At 52.1% G+C, this 21,252-nt stretch carries 19 protein-coding genes, 1 tRNA gene and 1 pseudogene; 15 read left to right on the top strand and 6 right to left on the bottom strand.

Annotated features, from left to right (window positions below; translation table 11 throughout):
- Both AB9F27_RS13355 and AB9F27_RS13350 read right to left on the bottom strand, forming a co-directional pair.
- Positions 1-549 carry a TadE/TadG family type IV pilus assembly protein gene (locus tag AB9F27_RS13355; protein WP_039001079.1) on the bottom strand — a complete coding sequence of 183 codons (549 nt, stop codon included), beginning with the start codon at positions 547-549 and terminating at the stop codon, positions 1-3.
- Complete coding sequence (locus tag AB9F27_RS13350) at positions 546-2,333, bottom strand: TadE/TadG family type IV pilus assembly protein (RefSeq protein WP_369755916.1); 1,788 nt, start codon at positions 2,331-2,333, stop codon at positions 546-548. Before AB9F27_RS13350 ends, AB9F27_RS13355 begins: the two co-directional genes overlap by 4 nt.
- 386 nt (positions 2,334-2,719) lie before the next feature.
- Between AB9F27_RS13350 and AB9F27_RS13345 the strand changes: the two genes are divergently transcribed.
- From AB9F27_RS13345 to ribD, 8 genes and pseudogenes are all read left to right on the top strand, one after another.
- Positions 2,720-4,150, top strand: a complete 1,431-nt coding sequence (locus AB9F27_RS13345; protein ID WP_335584727.1) for a Glu/Leu/Phe/Val dehydrogenase — start codon at positions 2,720-2,722, stop codon at positions 4,148-4,150.
- A gap of 124 nt (positions 4,151-4,274) precedes the next feature.
- Entirely contained in the window at positions 4,275-6,257 is a 1,983-nt protein-coding gene (gene dnaG, locus AB9F27_RS13340; RefSeq protein ID WP_369757835.1) for a DNA primase, read from the top strand.
- Between the two features lie 121 nt (positions 6,258-6,378).
- Positions 6,379-8,367, top strand: coding sequence for an RNA polymerase sigma factor RpoD (gene rpoD, locus AB9F27_RS13335; RefSeq protein WP_335584729.1), 1,989 nt, complete (start codon positions 6,379-6,381; stop codon positions 8,365-8,367).
- A gap of 57 nt (positions 8,368-8,424) precedes the next feature.
- Positions 8,425-8,826: a DUF1294 domain-containing protein gene (locus AB9F27_RS13330; RefSeq protein WP_335584730.1), complete on the top strand. Its 402-nt coding sequence runs from the start codon at positions 8,425-8,427 to the stop codon at positions 8,824-8,826.
- 78 nt (positions 8,827-8,904) lie between these two features.
- A pseudogene (locus AB9F27_RS13325) lies at positions 8,905-9,236 on the top strand (secondary thiamine-phosphate synthase enzyme YjbQ).
- A gap of 146 nt (positions 9,237-9,382) precedes the next feature.
- Positions 9,383-9,874: a hypothetical protein gene (locus AB9F27_RS13320; RefSeq protein ID WP_335584731.1), complete on the top strand. Its 492-nt coding sequence runs from the start codon at positions 9,383-9,385 to the stop codon at positions 9,872-9,874.
- Positions 9,875-10,060: 186 nt separating this feature from the next.
- On the top strand, positions 10,061-10,528 hold the full coding sequence (gene nrdR / locus AB9F27_RS13315) for a transcriptional regulator NrdR (protein ID WP_039001072.1): 468 nt from the start codon (positions 10,061-10,063) through the stop codon (positions 10,526-10,528).
- Positions 10,529-10,555: 27 nt separating this feature from the next.
- Entirely contained in the window at positions 10,556-11,659 is a 1,104-nt protein-coding gene (gene ribD, locus AB9F27_RS13310; RefSeq protein ID WP_335584732.1) for a bifunctional diaminohydroxyphosphoribosylaminopyrimidine deaminase/5-amino-6-(5-phosphoribosylamino)uracil reductase RibD, read from the top strand.
- Here ribD and AB9F27_RS13305 read toward each other — a convergent pair.
- The 3 genes from AB9F27_RS13305 to AB9F27_RS13295 all read right to left on the bottom strand — a co-directional run bounded on the left by AB9F27_RS13305 (position 11,656) and on the right by AB9F27_RS13295 (position 16,239).
- A complete protein-coding gene (locus AB9F27_RS13305; protein WP_335584733.1) occupies positions 11,656-13,728 on the bottom strand; it encodes a capsular polysaccharide biosynthesis protein in 2,073 nt (690 codons plus the stop codon). The genes ribD and AB9F27_RS13305 overlap by 4 nt on opposite strands.
- Positions 13,729-13,739: 11 nt before the next feature.
- Positions 13,740-14,864 carry a polysaccharide biosynthesis/export family protein gene (locus AB9F27_RS13300; RefSeq protein ID WP_335584734.1) on the bottom strand — a complete coding sequence of 375 codons (1,125 nt, stop codon included), beginning with the start codon at positions 14,862-14,864 and terminating at the stop codon, positions 13,740-13,742.
- An 82-nt stretch (positions 14,865-14,946) separates the two neighbouring features.
- Positions 14,947-16,239, bottom strand: coding sequence for a capsule biosynthesis protein (locus tag AB9F27_RS13295; protein ID WP_369757834.1), 1,293 nt, complete (start codon positions 16,237-16,239; stop codon positions 14,947-14,949).
- 228 nt (positions 16,240-16,467) lie between these two features.
- On the opposite strand from AB9F27_RS13295, the gene AB9F27_RS13290 reads away from it, so the two are divergent.
- The 5 genes from AB9F27_RS13290 (at position 16,468) to AB9F27_RS13270 (ending at position 20,131) form a co-directional block, all read left to right on the top strand.
- Entirely contained in the window at positions 16,468-17,079 is a 612-nt protein-coding gene (locus tag AB9F27_RS13290) for a riboflavin synthase (RefSeq protein WP_335585732.1), read from the top strand.
- A gap of 80 nt (positions 17,080-17,159) precedes the next feature.
- Positions 17,160-18,269 (top strand): 3,4-dihydroxy-2-butanone-4-phosphate synthase, encoded by a 1,110-nt coding sequence (gene ribB, locus AB9F27_RS13285; protein ID WP_335585731.1) that lies wholly within the window; start codon positions 17,160-17,162, stop codon positions 18,267-18,269.
- The gene (locus tag AB9F27_RS13280) at positions 18,269-18,826 is read left to right on the top strand and encodes a 6,7-dimethyl-8-ribityllumazine synthase (protein ID WP_335585730.1); all 558 of its coding nucleotides are present in this window, start codon (positions 18,269-18,271) and stop codon (positions 18,824-18,826) included. The genes ribB and AB9F27_RS13280 overlap by 1 nt, the downstream gene beginning before the upstream one ends.
- Complete coding sequence (nusB, locus tag AB9F27_RS13275) at positions 18,823-19,320, top strand: transcription antitermination factor NusB (RefSeq protein ID WP_335585729.1); 498 nt, start codon at positions 18,823-18,825, stop codon at positions 19,318-19,320. The genes AB9F27_RS13280 and nusB overlap by 4 nt, the downstream gene beginning before the upstream one ends.
- A gap of 331 nt (positions 19,321-19,651) precedes the next feature.
- A complete protein-coding gene (locus AB9F27_RS13270) occupies positions 19,652-20,131 on the top strand; it encodes an MmcB family DNA repair protein (RefSeq protein WP_335585728.1) in 480 nt (159 codons plus the stop codon).
- Here the strand turns inward: AB9F27_RS13270 and AB9F27_RS13265 are convergent.
- Entirely contained in the window at positions 20,109-20,294 is a 186-nt protein-coding gene (locus tag AB9F27_RS13265) for a DUF6324 family protein (RefSeq protein ID WP_039001063.1), read from the bottom strand. The genes AB9F27_RS13270 and AB9F27_RS13265 overlap by 23 nt on opposite strands.
- Before the next feature lie 193 nt (positions 20,295-20,487).
- Here AB9F27_RS13265 and AB9F27_RS13260 point away from each other — a divergent pair.
- Both AB9F27_RS13260 and AB9F27_RS13255 read left to right on the top strand, forming a co-directional pair.
- A tRNA-His gene (locus AB9F27_RS13260) sits at positions 20,488-20,564 on the top strand.
- Between the two features lie 263 nt (positions 20,565-20,827).
- Positions 20,828-21,235 (top strand): helix-turn-helix domain-containing protein, encoded by a 408-nt coding sequence (locus AB9F27_RS13255; protein WP_335585727.1) that lies wholly within the window; start codon positions 20,828-20,830, stop codon positions 21,233-21,235.
- Positions 21,236-21,252 lie beyond the last annotated feature (17 nt).

Raw genomic sequence — 21,252 nt, 5'->3', positions numbered from 1 at the left:
TCAATTTGGCTCGTTTACAAAGGCTGAAACGGAAATCAAAGCATATCCCCCATCTGAGTCGTGTTTTGGAAGATCTAGCGCGAATTCTGAGGATTTGAAAAACGGGTCCACAATGACACATGCACGAACCAGCATCATTTCGTTTTGAGTGCCGCCGTTAAAGGCTGTGACCGGCTTGATTTCGGAACCACGGTCGAGGCATTTGGTTGCCGTTCCTAGCGGGGCCCAAGTCTCTGTGGAAACGGGGCGCAACTCAATCAAGATCACGTCGATGCAATCTGGAATAATGCCTGCGAGTTTGCAGATTTTTTCTTTGAGTTCGTCGTGTGTTGGCGGGTTCCAAGTTCCAAGGCGCAAATCGCGGACCGAAAGATCCACCGCGCGTTCAAGCATGACGTGACGAACTTTTAGAACCCCGATCTCTACCGATCCAAGCAAAAAGCTTATGAGAAACGGGAAGAGGATCACGAACTCGATGGTCGCCGATCCCGCTTCGCTCTGCGCAAATTTACGCAAAAGCCGCTTGGGGAGGGAGAGGGGCGATATCATTGAGTGAGCCTTAGACGATTGATTTGGCTGGCGATCGCTGCGAATGCCGCAGAAATATTTGTCCCGTCCACATCAAAGAAGTGGTTCTCGGTGCTTGCACAGTCGCGCATGACATCAAGATAGGCATTTTCAACTTCGAAACCGATTGTGAATATTAGGATCTTTTTCTTTTTTGCGGCGTCGCAGGATTCAAAAAGGTTCGCGTCCTGCATTGTAGGAGTGATCCCTGTATTCAACCTTGAGGTCTGGGAGTCATACAGGGGGCTGTATTGCTTAATCCACGACTCAGTTTTCATGGCGAACAGTTCGGGCCACGTGACCTGTTTTATGGAGTTCTCGTCGTCCATGTCGACTTCGACGTATGAATAGGTGGGAACCATCACGCATCGCTGATACCACCGGCCTCTACGGTTCTGATACCAAGTGCACTCTTCCTCTTCGCCGGTGACTTCATAGGTGCCGGGGGAGCTGACCCAGTCGCCTGTGCTTAATTCCTTAAACTCGTCGCGCTCTTCGTAATAGATAAAGAGGTTGTCTTCGCCTGAAACCAATTCCTGATAAACAGGCGTGGCGCCACGACGTTTGAGTAAATTCATAAGCGGACGACCCTCGTGTTTACCATCCGTCATCAGAACGATCACTTTTGAGGAATCCCGTACGTTAATTCCATCACCAAACGGTAAGGGGCGCTCTGAGTAGACAGGATCGATATTTGGGTTGTCTTTTTCGGTTATCGCTTGAATCGCAGGTTGCGCCACAGGATCGAGAAGCCCGACACCCCATTTCATCCCTTGGTCGATGGAGGTGGACTTGTCTGCGTAAAGGCTATTGATAAACGTATCTACGTCGGAATAGTCGCTCAGCATCGGTTGAATATCTCGCCCCGATCCCGTTGTATCACAGTAAAAATAGCTCGGCGATCTGGAGGAGTTATTCCAGTAGTCAAAATGCGCAGATTGTAACAAATCACCTGACATGCTGATGCTCGTCGACTTGAAATCATCGGAGCTGAAATCAACGCAACGCGAAAACGTATGGTCCGAGAATACGCCATATTGTTCGGATAGATCGGCGCCCACGTCGACTTGTGCTGCGTAAGGAACGATCGATAGGGAAACGCGCCCGTCTTCGACGGTACATTCCTGCTCGCGGTTTGGATCGCTTGGATTGCAGAGCATTGCGTATCCGAATTCTTTGGCGGCTTTTTGAAGCTCGTAGAGTTTTGAATTGCCAGACTCTGAAGTGTACCGCATGGACCCGGACACGTCGACGACAAGCGAAATTTCAACATCGGTAATGCCTTCTTCGGCAGAACCGAAGGCAGGCGACGACAAATGATCTACACCTGCGAGGCGCATAAAGGAGGTATCAATTTCGAGGGAAGTCGATGCTTTTACCCAACGATAGTTCCTCAACCCTGCGGACTCGATGGTCTTATGTTCAATCTGAATGTCGAAACCGGTTAAACCGGATTTCTCAAAATAATCGCGGACAACGAATTCTGGATCGAGTGACTGGTCTAGGCTCGCAGCGGCGAGGATTGCGCGATCGAGGGTGTATTGCATGCGTGTACGTTGCGTCTCAAGATAGATGACATCAACGGCGATACCACCGACCATCAGCATGACGAGGAAAATGAAAAGTGAAAATACGATCAGCGACCCGTCTTCATTCCGGCCAAAGGATTTCAATCCCCGCAAGCGCGCGCCAAACGATTTCCCAAAGCGGGTTGGGGTAAACGTTGGGCTGACGTTAGCCACAGAATTTTTCCAATTTTCAAACATATCATTTGCCTTTTCCGGAGTCCAAAAACACAGACTCCCTTACACGACACGCAAAGTGCGCCAACGGGTTTTATGATTGAGACTTGTGGCGGAATTAGGGCGCAGATAGGACGGAAAGGTAATTTTTATGAGAAAATGGAGATATTTAACGAAAAATTAGCCGTTACTGTCGACGGTTCGGCGACAATCTAATGAGAGGGTTAAAATTGTTGAATTTGGGCGCGAACTGCGCGATGCCACAGTTGTGTACGGCCTTCGTCCTGTTCGGTTTAAATTTCTTTCGGTGTTACCGTTAACAGAAGTGGCATGTTTATCATTAATACCTAGTCTGGCGGTAACTATATACGCACGGTGATTCGCATTGTCGCGTTTTGGGAGGGCTATCTATGACTGAAATGCAAGAAACGAGTTTTCGGGAATCCGTTGACCTTATGTTCAACAGGGCGGTTGCTTTGATGGATTTGTCGCCGGGCTTGGAGGAAAAAATTCGCGTCTGTAACGCGACCTACACTGTGAGATTTGGCGTGCGCTTGCGGGGGCAAATTCAAACATTCACAGGCTATAGGTCGGTTCACTCGGAGCATATGGAGCCCGTTAAGGGGGGTATTCGCTACTCCATGGGCGTCTCGCAGGATGAAGTCGAAGCCCTTGCAGCCTTGATGACATATAAATGCGCGTTGGTCGAAGCGCCTTTTGGTGGCTCAAAAGGCGGTCTGTGCATTGACCCACGTGAATATGACACCCATGAACTTGAGCTTATAACACGTAGATTTGCGTACGAATTGATTAAACGCGACCTTATTCACCCAAGCCAAAACGTCCCCGCTCCGGATATGGGGACGGGCGAGCGGGAAATGGCTTGGATTGCCGACCAATATGCACGCATGAATACAACCGATATCAATGCGCGGGCTTGTGTTACGGGCAAGCCTTTGAATGCAGGTGGTATTGCGGGGCGCGTTGAGGCAACCGGTCGAGGGGTTCAATACGCTTTGAAGGAGTTTTTCCGCCACGAAGAAGATAAAGCAGCGGCGGGCTTGTCGGGTAAATTGGATGGCAAGCGCGTAATTGTGCAGGGACTTGGAAATGTTGGATACCATGCAGCCAAATTTCTTTCCGAAGAAGACGGTTCCAAAATCATTGGCATAGTCGAGCACGATGGCGCGCTATTGGATGAAGATGGCTTAGATGTTGAGGCCGTACGGCATTGGATCGTTACGCATGGGGGTGTTACTGGATATCCAGAAGCGAAGTATATTGCGCAGGGCGCAAAGCTGCTCGAGCATGACTGCGATATTCTAATTCCTGCGGCGCTTGAGGGCGTTATCAACCTTAAAAACGCCAAAAACATCAAAGCTCCACTTATTATCGAAGCGGCCAACGGGCCCGTGACTGCGGGTGCCGACAAAATTCTTCGCGAAATGGGCTGCGTAATCATTCCGGATATGTATGCCAATGCCGGCGGCGTAACGGTTTCCTATTTTGAATGGGTGAAGAACTTGAGCCATATTCGATTTGGCCGCATGCAGCGCCGTCAGGAAGAGGGGCGGCACCAATTGGTTGTGGATGAACTCGAGCGGCTTTCCGCAGACAAAGAACTCGGGTGGACTCTGTCCCCTGATTTCAAGACGAAATACCTTAAGGGCGCCGACGAATTAGAGCTTGTGAGATCGGGCCTAGACGACACAATGCGCACTGCCTATCAATCGATGCGCGAAGTCTGGCACGGTAGAGAAGACGTGACTGATCTGAGAACGGCTGCCTATTTAGTATCCATTGGAAAGGTTGCTGCAAGTTATCAGGCGAAAGGCCTTTAACCATTTCTTCCCTCCAAACCCAGAATGGTCTTGGGGGGAGATCCCCTAAAATAGGTGCGTTTTAAGCACCGAAAAACGCATCAGGCGCTAGACTCTCCCAATCAGGATAGGGATACTGGCTGCTATGAGTTTACCCACTGGATTCCTTGACGAGTTGCGCACACGCACATCGCTTTCACAAGTGGTGGGCAGAAAAGTGATGTGGGACAGTCGTAAATCCAACCAAGGCAAAGGCGACATGTGGGCACCGTGCCCCTTTCACCAAGAAAAATCAGCGTCCTTTCATGTCGATGACCGAAAAGGGTTCTATTATTGTTTCGGGTGTCAGGCCAAAGGCGACGCCATAAGTTTCATACGCGAAACCGAGAATGTTGATTTCATGGAGGCAGTGGAAATACTGGCGCGTGAAAGCGGTATGCCCATGCCCGCGCGTGACCCCAAAGCGCAGGAAAAACAGGATTATCGTGCCGAACTGATCGAAGTGATGGAGCAGGCCGTTCAGTTTTTTCGCCTCCAGCTCAAAACAAACGCGGGCCAAAACGCACGGTCATACCTTGAGAAACGTGGGTTGCGTGAAGCCGCACTTGATCGGTGGGAAATTGGTTTTTCACCCGATTCACGGCAGGCTTTGTTTAGCTATCTTACCGGCAAAGGTGTCGCGCAGAACTTGATTGTCGACGCAGGGCTTTGCGCTGTTCCAGACGATGGCGGCGCGCCCTATGATCGTTTTCGTGGGCGGATTATTTTTCCAATACGGGACGCACGTGGCCGCGCAATTGCGCTGGGCGGACGGTCTCTCGATCCAAATGCGCGCGCCAAGTATCTGAATTCGCCAGAAACATTACTGTTTGATAAGGGACGCTGTCTCTTCAACCATGGCCCTGCGCGGGAAGCTGCCGGAAAAGGCAAACCATTGATCGTGGCTGAAGGGTATATGGACGTAATCGCCTTGGCTGAGGCTGATTTTGACGCCTGTGTTGCGCCACTGGGTACGGCCGTTACTGAGGACCAGTTGCGCTTGATGTGGCGAATTGCCCCCGAGCCAATTATCGCGCTGGATGGAGATAAGGCGGGGCTGAACGCAGCCATGCGTGTTATCGATTTGGCGCTCCCATTGTTGGAAGCTGGGCAAAGCCTGCGATTTGCGATTATGCCCGACGGGTTAGATCCAGATGACGTTCTGAAATCCAAAGGGAACGGAGCGATGCAAGGGCTTTTGGACGGTGCCATTCCGATGGTACAGCTCCTGTGGCGGCGCGAAACTGAGGGTAAAAAGTTTGACAGTCCCGAGCGCAAGGCAAGTTTGGATAAAAGCCTGAGGGAGGCGATCAAAAAAATCCGTGATCCCTCTGTGCGTGGCCATTATGGCGAAGATCTCAAGCGGATGCGCTGGGAGCTTTTTGGAACAACGCCGCAGGAAAATCGCGGAGGTAATTTTCAAAAACAAACGTTTGAACGCAAAAAAGGCGGCTTTGGGAAATGGAAGCCACAGGGCCCCATGTTTCAACCGGTGACCAAGACGTCGCTGCTCGCGATGGGGACAGATAGCGTTGCGGATGTTTTGCGCGAATGTGTAATTCTTGCGACCCTGATGCGTAATCCTACGTTGATTGAGCGTTTTGAAAGTCAGTTGGAGCGCTATGAGTTTGCGACCCCGGAAATGAACCTTATTCGAGATGTTTTACTACGAATTTCGCCTCAGAGCGACGCAGAGGAGGCTGTTTTTCAATCGGTGGGGCCAGAAGCACTTGAAAACCTGTTGCGTCCACGCCATGTGCAGCTTGCACCGGGTATTCGTACGCCGGAAAAAACTGACCTTGCGAGTCTCTGCGTTGCAGAGGAATTGGCCAAATTGACAGCGCGGCGCGGCGCCAAGAGGGAAGTCTCTGACGCAATGCGGGATATGGATGGCCTTGTGGATGAGGGGGTCACTTGGCGTTTAGGGCAAGCGGCAGAAAACAGAAACCGCGCTGAAAGGTGCGAGGGGGAGGATTCCGCTGAATATGATGTCGGAGAGAACGGTGCCCAAATGGTACGCAGTGAACGGTCCGCTTTAGACGATATTTTAGCCGCAACTGGGCATTTTGGTCAAAAAGACACGACCTAAAACGCGTTTGGTGAGGAACAAGTAAAGAAAACAGGTTAAACGGGTTGCGAATCAATGATTCGCGTTGTTGATTCGGGGCGAAGAACCGATTCGCTACCCGCCGATTTTGTAGGAGCTATGAATGGCCGCCAAAGATTTAGACGACCGTAAAAGAGACGATCAAGATGCAGATTCGGGCCTGGATACCAGCCAAGCTGCTGTGAAGAAGATGATCGCTGACGCGCGGGAGCGCGGCTACATTACATACGATCAACTCAATCAAGTCATGCCGCCAGATCAAGTTTCTACTGACCAAATCGAAGACGTGATGTCGATGCTCTCAGAAATGGGCATCAACATTATCGAAGACGAAGAGTCGGAAGAAGAAGAAAAAGGCGCGACGGCCGTTGTCGAGGCGACGGGCAATCGGGAAGTTACTCTTTCCACGACAACAACCGAAGTCTTGGATCGCACCGATGATCCCGTTCGGATGTACCTGCGCGAAATGGGCTCTGTTGAGCTTCTGTCCCGCGAAGGCGAGATCGCGATTGCTAAGCGTATTGAAGCGGGTCGCAACACGATGATTGCGGGGCTCTGTGAGAGTCCGTTGACCTTCCAAGCTATTACGATCTGGCGCGACGAGCTTTTGAGCGAAGACATTCTGCTGCGTGACGTCATCGACCTTGAGACGACGTTCGGCAATACGCTGGAAGAGGACGGCGGCGAAGTTGTGCCCGTTGTTCCAGGATCGGGGGCTGCGCCTGCTGCGGGACCTGAGAAAAAGGACGAGGCCGAAGAGCTGGACGCAGACGGAAACCCTATTGCTTCGGATGATGACGACGATGAGGACGAACAAGTCAACATGTCGCTTGCTGCGATGGAAGCCGCGCTTAAGCCCCGCGTTCTAGAAACACTGGACTTGATCGCGCGCGACTATGAAAAACTTTCCGCAATGCAGGATATTCGGATTTCGGCGACGTTGAATGAAGACGAGAGTTTCTCATCTAAATCTGAAGGCGCCTATCAAAAGCTACGGTCCGAAATTGTAGTGTTGGTGAACGAACTTCACCTTCATAACAACCGTATCGACGCATTGATCGATCAGCTTTATGGAATCAACCGTCGCATTATGTCGATCGACAGTTCGCTTGTTAAGCTCGCGGACCAAGCTCGCATTAACCGCCGTGAATTCGTTGACGCCTATCGTGGGCGCGAACTTGATCCATCTTGGTTGGACGAAATGGCCGAAAAAGCCGGTCGCGGTTGGCAGAGCTTTGTCGAACGCTCCAGTGATAAAGTCGCTGAACTTCGTTCCGAGATGGCACAAGTTGGCCAATATGTGGGCCTTGATATTTCCGAATTCCGCCGCATTGTTCAGCAAGTTCAAAAGGGCGAAAAAGAAGCGCGTCAGGCCAAGAAGGAAATGGTCGAGGCCAACCTTCGGCTCGTTATTTCTATCGCCAAAAAATACACTAATCGCGGCCTTCAGTTCCTTGACCTCATTCAGGAAGGCAATATCGGCCTGATGAAGGCCGTGGACAAATTTGAGTATCGTCGGGGGTATAAATTCTCGACCTATGCCACGTGGTGGATTCGTCAGGCGATCACACGCTCGATTGCCGACCAAGCCCGCACGATCCGTATCCCAGTTCACATGATTGAGACCATCAACAAGCTGGTTCGCACGGGTCGCCAGATGTTGCACGAAATTGGCCGAGAACCAACGCCTGAGGAATTGGCCGCGAAGCTTCAAATGCCGCTTGAGAAAGTGCGCAAAGTGATGAAGATCGCGAAAGAGCCGATTTCGCTGGAAACGCCCATTGGGGACGAAGAAGACAGTCAACTCGGCGATTTCATTGAGGATAAAAACGCAGTCCTTCCGTTGGATTCTGCGATCCAAGAGAACCTCAAAGAAACCACCACACGTGTTTTGGCGTCACTTACCCCGCGGGAAGAGCGCGTTTTGCGAATGCGTTTTGGCATCGGTATGAACACCGACCACACACTCGAAGAAGTCGGGCAGCAGTTCTCGGTAACACGGGAGCGCATTCGTCAAATCGAAGCGAAGGCTCTTCGCAAGCTCAAACATCCAAGCCGCAGCCGCAAATTACGCAGCTTTTTGGATCAATAAATTGGGCGCCCTTCGGGGCGCCTTTTTTCTATCATCCCTAACTACATGCCAATCACGATGAAGTTTATTTCCGTTCCAGAAAGTCAGCAGTCTCTTTCAGACCCCACTTTCCTAGATCAAATTATCTCAGCCCATAATATTAACTTCTGGATTTTGTGTTTTTTTGGTGGGCTTTGTATCCTTTCGTACCTGCAGTTCGGTTGGGATAAATACTGCGCGATCAGGCAACGATGGCGGATTTCGGAAAGCACTCTCTTGCTTACAGCCATTCTTGGGGGTGCGCTTGGCGCGAAAATCGGCCAAAAGGCCTTCCGACATAAAACAACGAAAGAGCCGTTCCGAACTTCTTTACAACGGATATTTTTCTGGAACTTCGCCTTGTATGCAATCGCGCTTAGTCCACAAGGGAAGGTGGCGGTAACTTCGATTGCTTTGGCCTTCTTCAATGGGATGCAATAAGTCGCCATGCAGACAACCTTTTCAAAAGCCACCACAGGCCAAGGTCTTTACGAGTTCACCCGCGACGTTGCGGATTGGGTGTCCGGAGATGGATTGCTCACGCTTTTTATCCAACATACGTCTTGTTCGCTCCTGATACAGGAGAACGCAGATCCCGAAGTCCAGACTGATTTCAGAACTTTTTTCACCGCCTTGTGCCGCCGACGACGGACCCAAGGATGGCCTATTTGACACATACATACGAGGGACCAGACGATATGCCAGCGCATATTAAGGCGGCAATGCTACCGGTGAACTTGTCTATTCCTGTCATGAACGGCCAATTGCGGCTTGGAACTTGGCAAGGAATTTACCTTTTCGAACATCGGACCGCTCCACAGGTACGCAACATAGTTGCGCATCTGTCGTAGGGGCGTGGGGGAAGAGTGGCTGCATTTGTATGAATGTAGAGCGCGTGTTCGACGCGTAAATGTGAAATAGAAAGTGTAGACCTTTCCGGCCGAATTATTTATTATCACTGTGATATTTCAAATCACCAGTAGTAGGATTTTGGCTCATGACCTTTTTAAAAGCCGCCACCGTTTTTTCTCTTGTTGCGCTTAGCGCCTGTAACACAAGTGTTTCCGGTAGCTCAAGTGGAGTTGGTGTGTCCGCTTCAACACCAACCCGTGCGGGCGCACATATCTTTACGGCAAGCAACAATATGGTTGTTTATGGTGACCCTGCGGTTGCTGGCCGTTTTGAAGTTCAGCAACGCGCGAGCCGCGGTGGCTCTGACTACTGGTGTGCCGCAGGCGAATATGCGGTTCAAAGTCTTGGTGTTGCGACCGGGGCACGTATTTACCTTGCCGCCCCTATCGGTGATGGGCATCTGTCTAAAAATTCGAAAACGGCCGCCTTCACAGTCTCTCCTGATGCAGAGCTTCAACAAATTGCTGCGGCGCAATCAAATGGCTTAACCATGACTGTCACGCGGGTCGGAGAAAACTGGTCTGCAGCGCATGGCCGCCTACAGTGCGCCGCCAACTTTAACCGTCGTCTCCGCTAAGGCGCCTAACTTCAAGGTTTTTAGGCGCGTTCCAGGTTTGGAGCGCGCCTTTTTTTGTGGATGCGTGAATCCAAATCGCAACAGTTTGTGTGTCTATCTTGTGTCTGAAATTCTTCTCTACCCAAGGGCTCGCGGCTGTCCTATAGTGCCTGTGTATAACTTCTCATTAAACCCAAGGGAGTGGCGATGCGCTGCCCATTTTGCGGAAACGTTGATACACAAGTCAAAGATTCTCGGCCCGCTGAGGACCACGTAGCCATTAGGCGACGTCGCTTTTGCCCTGCCTGTGGTGGTCGATTTACCACCTATGAACGGGTGCAGTTGCGCGATCTGGTTGTTATTAAGTCCAACGGTCGACGCGAGGAATTTGACCGTGACAAGCTTGAGCGCTCGGTGCGAATTTCTCTACAGAAGCGCCCGATTGAGCGTGAACGGATGGATCAAATGATCTCGGGGATAGTGCGGCGTCTTGAAAGCATGGGCGAAACGGATATTCAGTCGGGAACGATTGGCGAGATCGTTATGGAAGCCTTGGCGCGCATTGATACGGTTGCCTATGTGAGGTTTGCCAGTGTGTACAAAAACTTCCAAGCCGCTGATGATTTCGATAAGTTTGTGAGCGAGTTGCGTCCTCCAGCCCCCTCGGAAGACTGACCATGACGGCTGAGCTTAGGGGCGCCCGTGCAATCTAGGCTTCAAGACGAACGGTTTATGCGTCGCGCCCTTATTCTGGGCGCGCAGGGTTTGGGGCAGGTATGGCCAAACCCGTCTGTGGGCTGTGTTGTTGTTCATTCCGATCAAATAATTGCCGAAGGCGTTACGGCCAATGGGGGCCGTCCGCACGCCGAAGTGGTCGCTTTGGAGCAAGCGGGGGTACATGCGCGAGGTGCAACGGCTTATGTGACCTTAGAGCCCTGCACGCATACAGGAAAGTCGGGGCCATGCACACACGCTCTCATCACGGCGGGTATTGCGCGTGTGGTCTATGCGATTGAAGACGTGGATCCGCGGGTTGCGGGGCGCGCGAAGGCGCTTCTTGAGGCCGCTGGAATTTCGGTTACCACGGGTGTTTTGGAAACCCAGGCGCGCGAAACTCACTCCGGTTTTTTCAAGGCCAAGGAGCAGGGTCTGCCGTTTGTGACCCTGAAATTAGCCACAAGTATTGATGGATGCATTGCGACTCAAACGGGCGAGAGTAAGTGGATTACGGGGGCTGCTGCGCGGCACCATGTGCATGCGATGCGTGCCTGTCATGATGCGGTGCTTGTGGGGGGCGGCACGGCGCGTTCGGACGATCCCATGCTCAACGTGCGTGATTTGGGAGTCGTGCGCCAACCCATTCGAGTGGTGGCATCGGCGCTGCTCGATATTCCGCTGGGCAGGAAGCTGGCCGCGACAGCAGGAGAGATTCCGCTTTGGATTTGCCATCAATCCGGTGCGTCGAACTTCCTGAAGGACGCTTGGATCGGCATTGGTGCGAAGCTTGTTGAAGTGGAGTTGGGCGTAGATCGAAAACTCTCGGCGCGCGCGATGATGTCGACTTTGGCCAACGAAGGTTTGACACGGGTGTATTGCGAAGGCGGCGGGCATTTGGCGGCGTCAATGTTGAATGCGGGGCTCGTTGATGATCTGATGACCTATACTGCGGGTGTGGTGATCGGCGGTGACGGACTCGCGGGGATTGCCCCGATGCAACTTAACAAGCTGTCAAAAGCTCAACGGTTTAAACTCATTGAAGCCCGCGCAATTGGCGATGATGTTCTGCATCATTGGCGCGTGCTCTAGCGACGCCACAACGGGGCGAAGCTTGCAAATATTCCTTGTACCTTTGACACAAATCTCAGGCTTGCACCTCGTCTAGAAGCAGCAGAACCCACGCTTTTGAGGCGTTGCAGGATGATTTCTGGTGGGCAGGGTAGGGCGGTGACGGGATCAAAATATCGTGGTGCGTCGATGAGGCACGCATGGGTGAGGCCTAAAAGTGTTGGGCGCGCCGAACGGCGTGAAGGGACCTCGCCCAAATCGTTTGTGAGACCCCAGCCTGCATAGAATGGGGTGCCAAGACAGGTTACAGGGACGTTGCGCAACAAGGCCTCAAAGCCAAGGAGGGACGTCATGGTCCAGACCTCTTGAATATGGGGGAAAAGCGACGTTGGGTCCGTTTTTGCGAGGATCACATCGCAAAATTCCAGCGCCTTTTCTGGCAAAAGCGCGCCCTTACGCAGCCCCGCTTCAACGTCGGGGTGGGGTTTGTAGAGAAGTACGGCCGTGGGATTTCGATCGCGGGTTTCTTTAAGCAGGTCGAGATTCGTTGCGGTGCTTTGACAGCCGAACTGAATTGAGGCGTCGTCCTCAACCTGCCCGACAACGAGAATCCGGTGCCCTTTTGGAAGGTCGGGAAGGGGCGCGCCCGAGAGGTTGTATTTGCTCAACCCCGCTTGAAGGATTCCTGTTAAAAGGTTTTGGGCCCGCTCAAGGCTTGCGCCCGAAAGGTGCGATGACGCGGTGATATACTGCTCCAATCTGGATTCAGATCGAGGATCATAGTAGACGCCCAAATCATCAAGAATAAGCGACATTGCGGGCACCAAAGCCGCGCCTAAACCGCGTGATCGAAGGAACCCGTCCTCCGCGCGGACCACGGGAACCTGTTGGGTGTTTGCAGCCGTTAAAAGTGCAGGGTTCGCGCGGGTTGCCCAAACAAGCAGGGGTGCGTTGAGGGCGGAGGCGCGTTGAATTGCCTTGGCCTCCGGGCTCACAAACTCAAGGGGTTTGCCTCTCCCAAAGGCGCGTTGAAGTGCGGGACGTTTCCAAAGGCGCATGCCTACAGCAACATATCCCGCCTTGTCCTCACGCCATGCGCAGGCCTGAATCGCAAGGGTTTCTATGACGTCTTCGAGTTGGCAGAGGCGGTCGTTATAGGGATCATACCATTTTGGGTAGAGGATCATGGCCGCCGCAAAAAGCTGTGGGCGACTTAGCTTTCGTTCGCGACGTGGCACTGGATATTCGTCGTCTGTTAGGCCCCAGCCAGCGTAAAAGGGTTGGCCAAAAACGCGTGGTTTGTGCCCTGCAAAAATGGCTTCAAACCCCATTTGAGATGAAACCGTGTAGACAGCGATGGCCCCTTCAAAGAGGGTTTGCGGTGCGATATCGTTTGTATAAAGGGACACGCGTGCGCTCTCGTCTTTGTCGGAAAAGTAGCCCAGCCGTGCCCCGCCAGTCGTTTCTGGATGGGTTTTTATCAGGACTTTTGCGGACGGGTGCTCCGTTTGTGCAAAAACCAACATTTCTTTGAAGCGAGTCCAATCGGCCCCGCTGGCGGTGACAGCGGCGTCATCGCGGGTTTGGTCAATGACCAAGACATATCCAGGAGCGGGGGGCGAGGTATCAAGCGCGAAGCCATTATATTTCGAGAGTTTCAGCGCGTTTATGCGATCAATCGCGTTGCGAGCACGGTTTAGAATGGATGTGTCGTCTAAGGGCGAATGGGCAAGGATTTTTTCCAAGTCGGACGGGGTGGAAGGATCAAAATGCACGCCGGATCGGTCGATGCAGAGGCCAAGGGGTGGATCACCTGCTAAACGTCCAGGAAGAACAGAGCGCAAAAACGCGTCTTCAACTCTTACTATTTTGGCGTCGGTGTGTGCAGAAACGATTTCGCCGCGCCCCGACGTCGGGCTTTGTCCCCAGACGCCTACGAGGTCTTCAGCTGTGGGTTTTCCGATTTTTACGTCATAGCCAGACAGCGCAAGGATGCGTCGCAATCTTGGTTGGGTAAGAAATCCGCCGTTAAAAACAAAAAGTTGCCGCGGGGGGGGCGCGGCAACTTTGCTGGTTTCTTCATCGTACATGTCGACCCTTATTAGAACGCGCCATTAAGGACCGCGAGGTCAGCAACCGGGCCGATAATGGCACCAAGTGTTTTCTGCAGGCGTACATAAGGCGCTTCGGTGACATAGACGGTATCGTTTTCGCGGATTGCGAAATCACGCGCTTGGAACATTCCGTTGGGTGCCGTTAAATCAATGACATAGATAAACCGTTGATCGCCTTGGAGATCATTCCGCCCAAGCACCACATTCGAAATTTCTTGGGGTTCGTTGCGGAATATGAAAATGCCTTTTGGATCGGCAAGGTTGGAATTGAGGCCGCCGACAAGTGCGAGGGCTTCGATTGCCGAAACCGTTTGGGATTCAAAGGTGACGCGGCTTTGCGTTCCCATAGCACCAAGGGCAGTAAACGCACGATTGTCCTTTTCAACGAGGATCTTATCTCCTCCGCGGAGCGCAATATCCATTTCGGGGTTTTCATAGAGGTCTTGGAGCCAGATTTTGTCTTTCAAACCGTTACGCGTTACTGTTATTTGGGCGATCTCTGGTTCAATCGTCACTCCGGATGCGCGCGCGAGCATGGCGGAAAGTGTGCGTGTGGGGCGCTCAATGGGGTAAACCCCTTGTGCACCAACCCCGCCAACAATCGAAACCGTAGACCCGTCGCCGGCAAGACGACGCACGGAAACTTGAGGGTCGGGAGTTTGCTGATCAAGCTTGCGCGTGATAATATTGCGCAATTGCTCGGGCGTATTGCCATCAGCTTTTATACGCCCCGCGTAAGGAACAAAAATAAATCCTTGTCCGTCAACTTGGATTTCTTCCAAAATAGTTGCGACCTGTGGCGCGCCTAAAATGGGGACATCAGTGTTCTCCCAAACTGACACGCCTAAAACGTCTCCAGAACGAATGGTATCGGACCCTAAAAGGCCGGCGTTTTTAAACGCTGCCGAAAACCCGAGGGCAGGCGTAACAGATGTCGCCCGCGTCACACGATCATTAACGGTAACAACGAATGCGTCCCCTTGCTTTAGAACCGATCCTGAATAGATTTCGTTTGTATTAGGGCCGGAACGCGGAAGCGTACAGGATGCAAGCGCTGTAACAAACGCAAGTAGGGCGACCGAACGGACACCTTTGGAAGCCAGAATGCTCACTGCTGGAGCTCCTCGATTATTATAACTGCCTCAGTCTTTTTTAAGCCAAGTTACGGAAATCTGAGGAAAAAGCTAGACGGACTTATTTAACGAGCCGCAACTGTTGCCTTGGAGCCGCTTTCCCCGTTTTTAAGGCCTCGTAGGGATCTAGGGGGGATAACATCATGTCAACGACTTGGCGTAATAATTGACGGCGCCCCCGAGCGGAATAGAAACCCCCAGCAACCTGTGAGGTCTCTAGAAGAAAGTGACGATAGTCCCTGTATGCGCCGTTGTCGGGACGTGTTGGTGCGGAGAAAAATTCTGCAAGCGGTTGAGTCGAGACAAACTCTGGTTTGTCAAAAACGGCGACACCAAAGGTTTTTAGGGGCAAGCCACGCCACAGAACTTGTTGTGCTGAAGTCGAGTTCACGGTCACAGCCGACCGCGCGTTGTCGAGAAGCTGGGCGAGTTTGCCGCCCCTGACATAGTGGACGCGGTTCTCGACCCCGTTCTCTTTGGCTAACGCGTGAATACTATTACGAAGAGGGAGCTGGCCGTTTTCCAACGGGTGGGCTTTGAAAACAAGATGGTGGTGTTGGGGAGCGCCCTTGGCGAAGCCTTCGATGGCGACTTTTAGAAAATCACTCATGCTTTCGAACGGACTGTGCATTTGAAAACTGCTGTCATGTTCGAGTTGAAGAAGCGCCACATGGTAGGGGAAGCCCGACCATTTGATCCGCGTCGTCGCCAGAACCCGTTCTCCCCAGTGAAGCGGCATGAGAAGCAGACGTTTGATGTATAACTGAAACTCTCGAGAAACAGGAAGGGCCCGATGGGCACGAAAATTAATGTAGGGTCCGTTTCTGAACATCACAAACCAGTGGTACAGCGCTCCATACAGCACATGTTGCCGCATATCACCCCAGTGGGCGGGCGCTTCAGGAATGTCTAAAACGGAATGGGCTAATATTTCCTGCATATCGGCTACCTGCATTCCCATCAAAGCGGAGTGCCCATTCGCACCACCGCGCTCATAGGTTACCCAGTAGGGGCGAAGGTAACCCTCCTCGAAAATATGTATTGTGATGCCATTTTTATTTGCTATTTCAATAGCCTGCGCATGTATTGGGCGTGTGTCGCCATAGAGGGCGATGTCGGTTATGCCTTTGCTGGTGAGCAGGTCTTGGAAAAAACTGGGCCACGCGGATTGGGGTTCTTGAAAAGGGATATAACTCTCGGCGTTGCGCCAAAATGCCCGATCCCCTTGGTTGAAACCCACGCGCCAGACCTCGGCCCCCGCGAGGCGCATCATTTTGCCTAAACGATGAAAAAACGGCCCGTGTGGTCCTTGCAGAAACAAAAAACGCCGCTTTTCTGGGGGGAGTTGGCTCATTGAGTTCTCTGTCTCGCTTTTGGTCTTGAGGCGGCGAAATCTCCGCTCAAAGGACGAAAAATTCCGATTTCATAGTTTTTATACCAAGTTCGTGGGGCAGGAATATGGCAAATTCAATGCCAAACCGTTAAAGTGGCGAAAATCTCCTTGAAACCATCGCAGCGTCGGTCTTGCACCGACCGGCCTGAGCGGCTACTCCAAACATAAGAATTCTTGAAGGGATGCGTGATGTTTACAGGTATAATTACGGATGTTGGCACGGTTTTGGAAGCCGAACAGCGTGGCGACCTGCGGGCCCGTATTGGAACATCTTACGATGTGTCGGGAATTGATATTGGCGCGTCGATTGCCTGCAATGGTGTTTGCTTGACGGTGATCGCCCTTGGCCAAAGCCCAGAAAATTGGTTCGATGTTGAAATCTCGGCGGAATCTATTGCCAAAACCAACATTGGTACGCAGGGGAACGATTGGCATGTTGGCCGCCGTATAAACCTTGAACGCGCCCTTAAGATTGGCGATGAACTCGGGGGGCACATTGTGTCGGGACACGTGGATAGCGTGGCTGAAATCATCACGATGAAAGACGAGGGGGACAGCACGCGGTTTACCTTCCTCGCTCCCGAAGCCTTTGCCAAGTTTATTGCCCAAAAAGGGTCGGTCACGTTGAACGGCACTTCCCTGACTGTGAATGATGTTGATGGCTGTTTTTTTGGCGTGAACATCATTCCACATACCAAGGACGTAACGACTTGGGGTGCCGCGAAAGTTGGCGATATGGTCAATCTTGAGATCGATACCATGGCCCGTTATGTGGCCAGACTTCAGGAATTTTCGACATGAACGTGTGCCGATGCGTGACCTTCCCGCCGAATTATTTTATCAGGTGCACCTCCGTAGCTCCCCAAATCACAGGACTGTAAATGACAGATTCTTCAAACCACTACTCTGACGCCGTTTCCACAATTGAAGAGATTCTCGAAGACGCTCGTAATGGACGGATGTTTATTCTTGTGGATCACGAGGATCGCGAAAACGAAGGGGATTTGGTTGTTCCAGCCCAGATGGCGACGCCGGATGTGATCAATTTCATGGCGACCCATGGGCGCGGATTGATTTGCCTTGCGTTGACGGGCGAGCGCCTTGATCAACTCGGCTTGCCGATGATGAGCAGCAGCAATTCCTCGCGCCACGAAACGGCCTTCACCACCTCAATTGAGGCACGTGAAGGGGTCACCACGGGGATCTCGGCGCATGACCGCGCCTTGACGGTCGCTGTGGCTGTTGATTCCACCAAGGGTGCGACTGACATCGCCACCCCGGGCCACGTCTTTCCTTTGCGCGCACGTAAGGGCGGCGTGTTGGTGCGGGCTGGGCATACAGAAGCCGCCGTCGATATCAGCCGCCTTGCGGGCTTGAACCCTTCCGGCGTGATTTGTGAGATTATGAACGAAGATGGCACCATGTCGCGCCTGCCGGACCTCGTTTCCTTTGCGCAACGCCACGGGCTGAAAATCGGTACGATCAGCGATTTGATCGCCTATCGTCGTCGTCACGATAACCTCGTTAAAATCAATTCTCAGGGCAAGATTCAGTCCGAGTTTGGCGGCGAATGGGAGTTGCGGATTTACACGGACGAGGCACACGGGGCAGAACATATCGCACTTGTGAAGGGTGATATTTCCACCGGTGAACCCGTCCTTGTACGGATGCACGCGCTTGATCCAATGCTGGATGTGATCGGCGTGGGCGGCAAGGGACGCGCCGCTGAATTTAGCGATGCGATGAATATGATTGCCGACGAAGGCCGCGGCGTTTTGGTGCTTTTGCGCGACGTTCACATGAAACTTCACGCCAGTGAAGAAGCGTCACCACAGACTTTGCGTCAATATGGAGTCGGCGCACAGATTCTCTCGTCGTTGGGCCTGTCGCGCTTGGAATTGCTTACCAACTCACCGATTCCAAAAGTTGTGGGGCTTGAGGCCTATGGGCTAGAAATTACGGGCACCCGCAAAATTTCGGAGATCGGTTAATGGCTGGGCACGAACAGCACTACATTATGCCGCGTGCGGAATTCGCGGCTCCGGTGAAACTTCTGATCGTCGTTTCGCCATACTATAAAGATATTGCCGACAATATGGTTGCGGGCGCGATCGCCGAAATCGAAGCCGCTGGCGGCACATATGAAATCGCGCAAGTCCCTGGTGCGCTTGAGATTCCGACCTGTATTGGCATCGCGGATCGTATGTCAAACTTCGACGGTTATGTGGCGCTGGGCTGTGTTATTCGAGGGGAAACCACGCACTATGATACGGTGTGTAATGACTCCAGTCGTGCGATTCAGCTCTTGGGACTGCAAGGGGTATGCATCGGTAATGCCATCCTTACTGTCGAAAATCGGCAGCAAGCTGAGGTGCGTGCAGACCCTGCCGATCAAAATAAAGGGGGCGGGGCGGCCGCTGCGGCCTTGCATCTCATCGCACTTTCGCGCAAATGGGGCGGCCAAGGTAAAGGAGCGGGCTTTAAATCCACTCCCGACAGTATTTTGATCGCCTCATCGGGCGGCAAGGAAAACGGAACGACCGCATGACAAACCCAGAGACCTCCGCGAAAGCGGCGCCAAAAATATCTAAAGGCCGCCAGAAAAAATCTGCGTCGCGGCTCTATGCGGTTCAGGCGCTGTTTCAGATGGAGAATTCTGGGCAAACCATTGAAGCTATCGTGCAGGAATTCCAAGAGTTCCGTTTCGGTGCCATTTATGAGGGTGTCGAGATGATGGAGGGCAACATGGAATTGTTCCAAGCGCTCGTCGAAAACGCAGTCGACCATCAGGCAAAGATTGACCAAATGACCGATCGCGCTTTGGTCGCAAAATGGCCCATCGCACGGATCGACCCCACCTTGCGTGCGCTCTTTCGGGCCGCGGGTGCGGAAATGGTGGCTTTGGAAACGCCGCCACGCGTAATAATCAGTGAGTTCGTCGATATTGCCCGTGCTTTTGATCCTAGTGGCAAAGAGCCACAATTTGTCAACGCAGTGCTGGATTTTATGGCGCGTGAAATCAAACCAGAAGCTTTTGCATAAAAACTTGCCGGTCTAAGCCACATGGAGCGCCCCTTTTGGGGCGTTTTTTATTGGGAGATTGTGGCGGGCCCGCAGCGACCGTAGGGGCAGCTAATTCCTGGGGACCTGTATGTACAGGTGGGCACCAGATAATTGAACCAGGGTCCAAACAGAGCCAGCTCCCTAGGATTTGCTTAAGGCCTCTGGAATTTGTACCCACTGTTTACGAGAAGAGCAGAACCCGCCGTCCATTGACATAAGTGGGCATAGAGCATGCGGCAAGGGGCGAAGGGGCTTTAATTGGAAATCTCTTGTGTCTTGACTTTTTGTTTATGGTTTGTTCATGTTTGGCATGAACTCTTTAACTGGCGATAACTCCATAGAGACGCTCAAAGATGGGCAATTGTTGGCGCGGGGCGTGTGCAGGCACTTATTGCAGCTTGATTTCACGGTGATCGAGGAATTTGTTCCTGAGCGCGGGTTGCGTGTGGATGTCATCGCATTAGGCCCGAAAGGCGAGTTTTGGGTGGTTGAATGCAAGTCTAATCGTGCCGATTTTCAAGCGGACAGCAAATGGCAGGGGTATCTACCTTGGTGTGATCGATATTTCTGGGCCGTTGACGGGAGTTTTCCAATAAACCTGCTTCCACTTGAAACGGGGCTTATCCTTGCCGATAGCTATGACGCCGAAATTGTTCGTATGGGGCCCGAAGTGAAAATTGCGCCCGCACGACGTAAAAAACTCACGCAAAAATTCGCGCGGGATGCCGCACGAAGATTGCAAAGCTATCGTGATCCTGGTGTGGCAGCTATTTCTTACCCGCAAGCATAAGGGCTGCAGCACGGATTTCTTCGGCGATTTCCAATGCTTCATCCGGCGTGAAATCCATTGGAATTTCAACACCATCTGCTTCGATATAGAGGCGCACGTTCCCCAAAGATGTTGGCCCAATCTGTAGATTGGCTTCGACTTCTTTTTCGGTGTTGATACCCATTTTTGCTCTCCTTGATTGCCCAAATTGACTAGACCCAACTGGCAACGGAGGCAAGAGGGCGTTTTTTAGGCGGCAATTGGCGACGTTTTGAGGTCCGACGCGGTGATGGAGGCAAATACTTGCGAAATTCCACACTTTCATACCTCGCGGCCCTTGCATTCACCGCACGTGGGCGCTAAATCAGCCAAAGTGTGCCGCCATAGTTCAGTTGGTTAGAACGCTTGTTTGTGGAACAAGAGGTCCCCCGTTCAAGTCGGGGTGGCGGTACCATTTTCTAAATACAGTAACTTTTAGGGCCTTTGTTAAACCCGTTGTCGGGCGTATCGCATGGCTTTCTCTAACGTTTTGCTAATCAAAACCCATTCCCACCATTTTTAAGCTGTTGCCCGCCTTTTGACCCTTCGTTTAAAATGTCGGATTAAAAATCTTGCTCTATTCAGGTCACAGCGTATATTTTAACAAAAAATGTTATATTTATTGCTAGTAACAAGTACCTAGCTATAGTGGATTTGTGCAAGTGTGAGTGGTTTTTAATGGTAAAAAGTGATGTGGCAGCGGCGGTATTGATCGAAAAAATCGTTCGCGCGACCTATCCAAGCAGAGAACCGGGGGCCATACAGCCGCTCCAATGGTCGATTCTGAGGTTTCTTGCAAGGGTTCCATCAGAGCAACGCACAGCACATATGGTTGCTAAATTCTTGGGGATCACAGCCGCGCCAACAAGTCGCGCAGTGCAAACATTGGTAAAACGTGGGTTTATAGAACAGGTGAAAAGCGAACACGATGCGCGCAGTTTCTTATTGGTGTTACAGCCTGCTGCCTTGCAAGCGCTAAAGGACGATCCATTGATGCGCCTCGCTGAATGCGTGTCGAAACTACCTGAAGATGAAAAGGGTGTGTTCAAAAAATCTTTAGAGTGTATTGTCGTGAATGTAGGGTAAAATTGGCTGGGGCAATT

The organism is Falsihalocynthiibacter sp. CO-5D18 (assembly GCF_041205445.1).
Taxonomy (GTDB): domain Bacteria; phylum Pseudomonadota; class Alphaproteobacteria; order Rhodobacterales; family Rhodobacteraceae; genus Falsihalocynthiibacter; species Falsihalocynthiibacter arcticus.
The sequence above is the reverse complement of the archived record's forward strand: the minus strand, read 5'-3'. Positions and strand labels throughout refer to the sequence as shown.

Excerpts from the sequence above, each read along its gene's own strand:
- AB9F27_RS13355 (WP_039001079.1), bottom strand. The coding sequence starts at position 549 with ATGATATCGCCCCTCTCCCTCCCCAAGCGGCTTTTGCGTAAATTTGCG.
- AB9F27_RS13350 (WP_369755916.1), bottom strand. The coding sequence starts at position 2,333 with ATGTTTGAAAATTGGAAAAATTCTGTGGCTAACGTCAGCCCAACGTTT.
- AB9F27_RS13345 (WP_335584727.1), top strand. The coding sequence starts at position 2,720 with ATGACTGAAATGCAAGAAACGAGTTTTCGGGAATCCGTTGACCTTATG.
- dnaG (WP_369757835.1), top strand. The coding sequence starts at position 4,275 with ATGAGTTTACCCACTGGATTCCTTGACGAGTTGCGCACACGCACATCG.
- rpoD (WP_335584729.1), top strand. The coding sequence starts at position 6,379 with ATGGCCGCCAAAGATTTAGACGACCGTAAAAGAGACGATCAAGATGCA.
- AB9F27_RS13330 (WP_335584730.1), top strand. The coding sequence starts at position 8,425 with ATGAAGTTTATTTCCGTTCCAGAAAGTCAGCAGTCTCTTTCAGACCCC.
- AB9F27_RS13320 (WP_335584731.1), top strand. The coding sequence starts at position 9,383 with ATGACCTTTTTAAAAGCCGCCACCGTTTTTTCTCTTGTTGCGCTTAGC.
- nrdR (WP_039001072.1), top strand. The coding sequence starts at position 10,061 with ATGCGCTGCCCATTTTGCGGAAACGTTGATACACAAGTCAAAGATTCT.
- AB9F27_RS13305 (WP_335584733.1), bottom strand. The coding sequence starts at position 13,728 with ATGTACGATGAAGAAACCAGCAAAGTTGCCGCGCCCCCCCCGCGGCAA.
- AB9F27_RS13295 (WP_369757834.1), bottom strand. The coding sequence starts at position 16,239 with ATGAGCCAACTCCCCCCAGAAAAGCGGCGTTTTTTGTTTCTGCAAGGA.
- AB9F27_RS13290 (WP_335585732.1), top strand. The coding sequence starts at position 16,468 with ATGTTTACAGGTATAATTACGGATGTTGGCACGGTTTTGGAAGCCGAA.
- ribB (WP_335585731.1), top strand. The coding sequence starts at position 17,160 with ATGACAGATTCTTCAAACCACTACTCTGACGCCGTTTCCACAATTGAA.
- AB9F27_RS13280 (WP_335585730.1), top strand. The coding sequence starts at position 18,269 with ATGGCTGGGCACGAACAGCACTACATTATGCCGCGTGCGGAATTCGCG.
- nusB (WP_335585729.1), top strand. The coding sequence starts at position 18,823 with ATGACAAACCCAGAGACCTCCGCGAAAGCGGCGCCAAAAATATCTAAA.
- AB9F27_RS13270 (WP_335585728.1), top strand. The coding sequence starts at position 19,652 with ATGAACTCTTTAACTGGCGATAACTCCATAGAGACGCTCAAAGATGGG.
- AB9F27_RS13265 (WP_039001063.1), bottom strand. The coding sequence starts at position 20,294 with ATGGGTATCAACACCGAAAAAGAAGTCGAAGCCAATCTACAGATTGGG.
- AB9F27_RS13255 (WP_335585727.1), top strand. The coding sequence starts at position 20,828 with ATGGTAAAAAGTGATGTGGCAGCGGCGGTATTGATCGAAAAAATCGTT.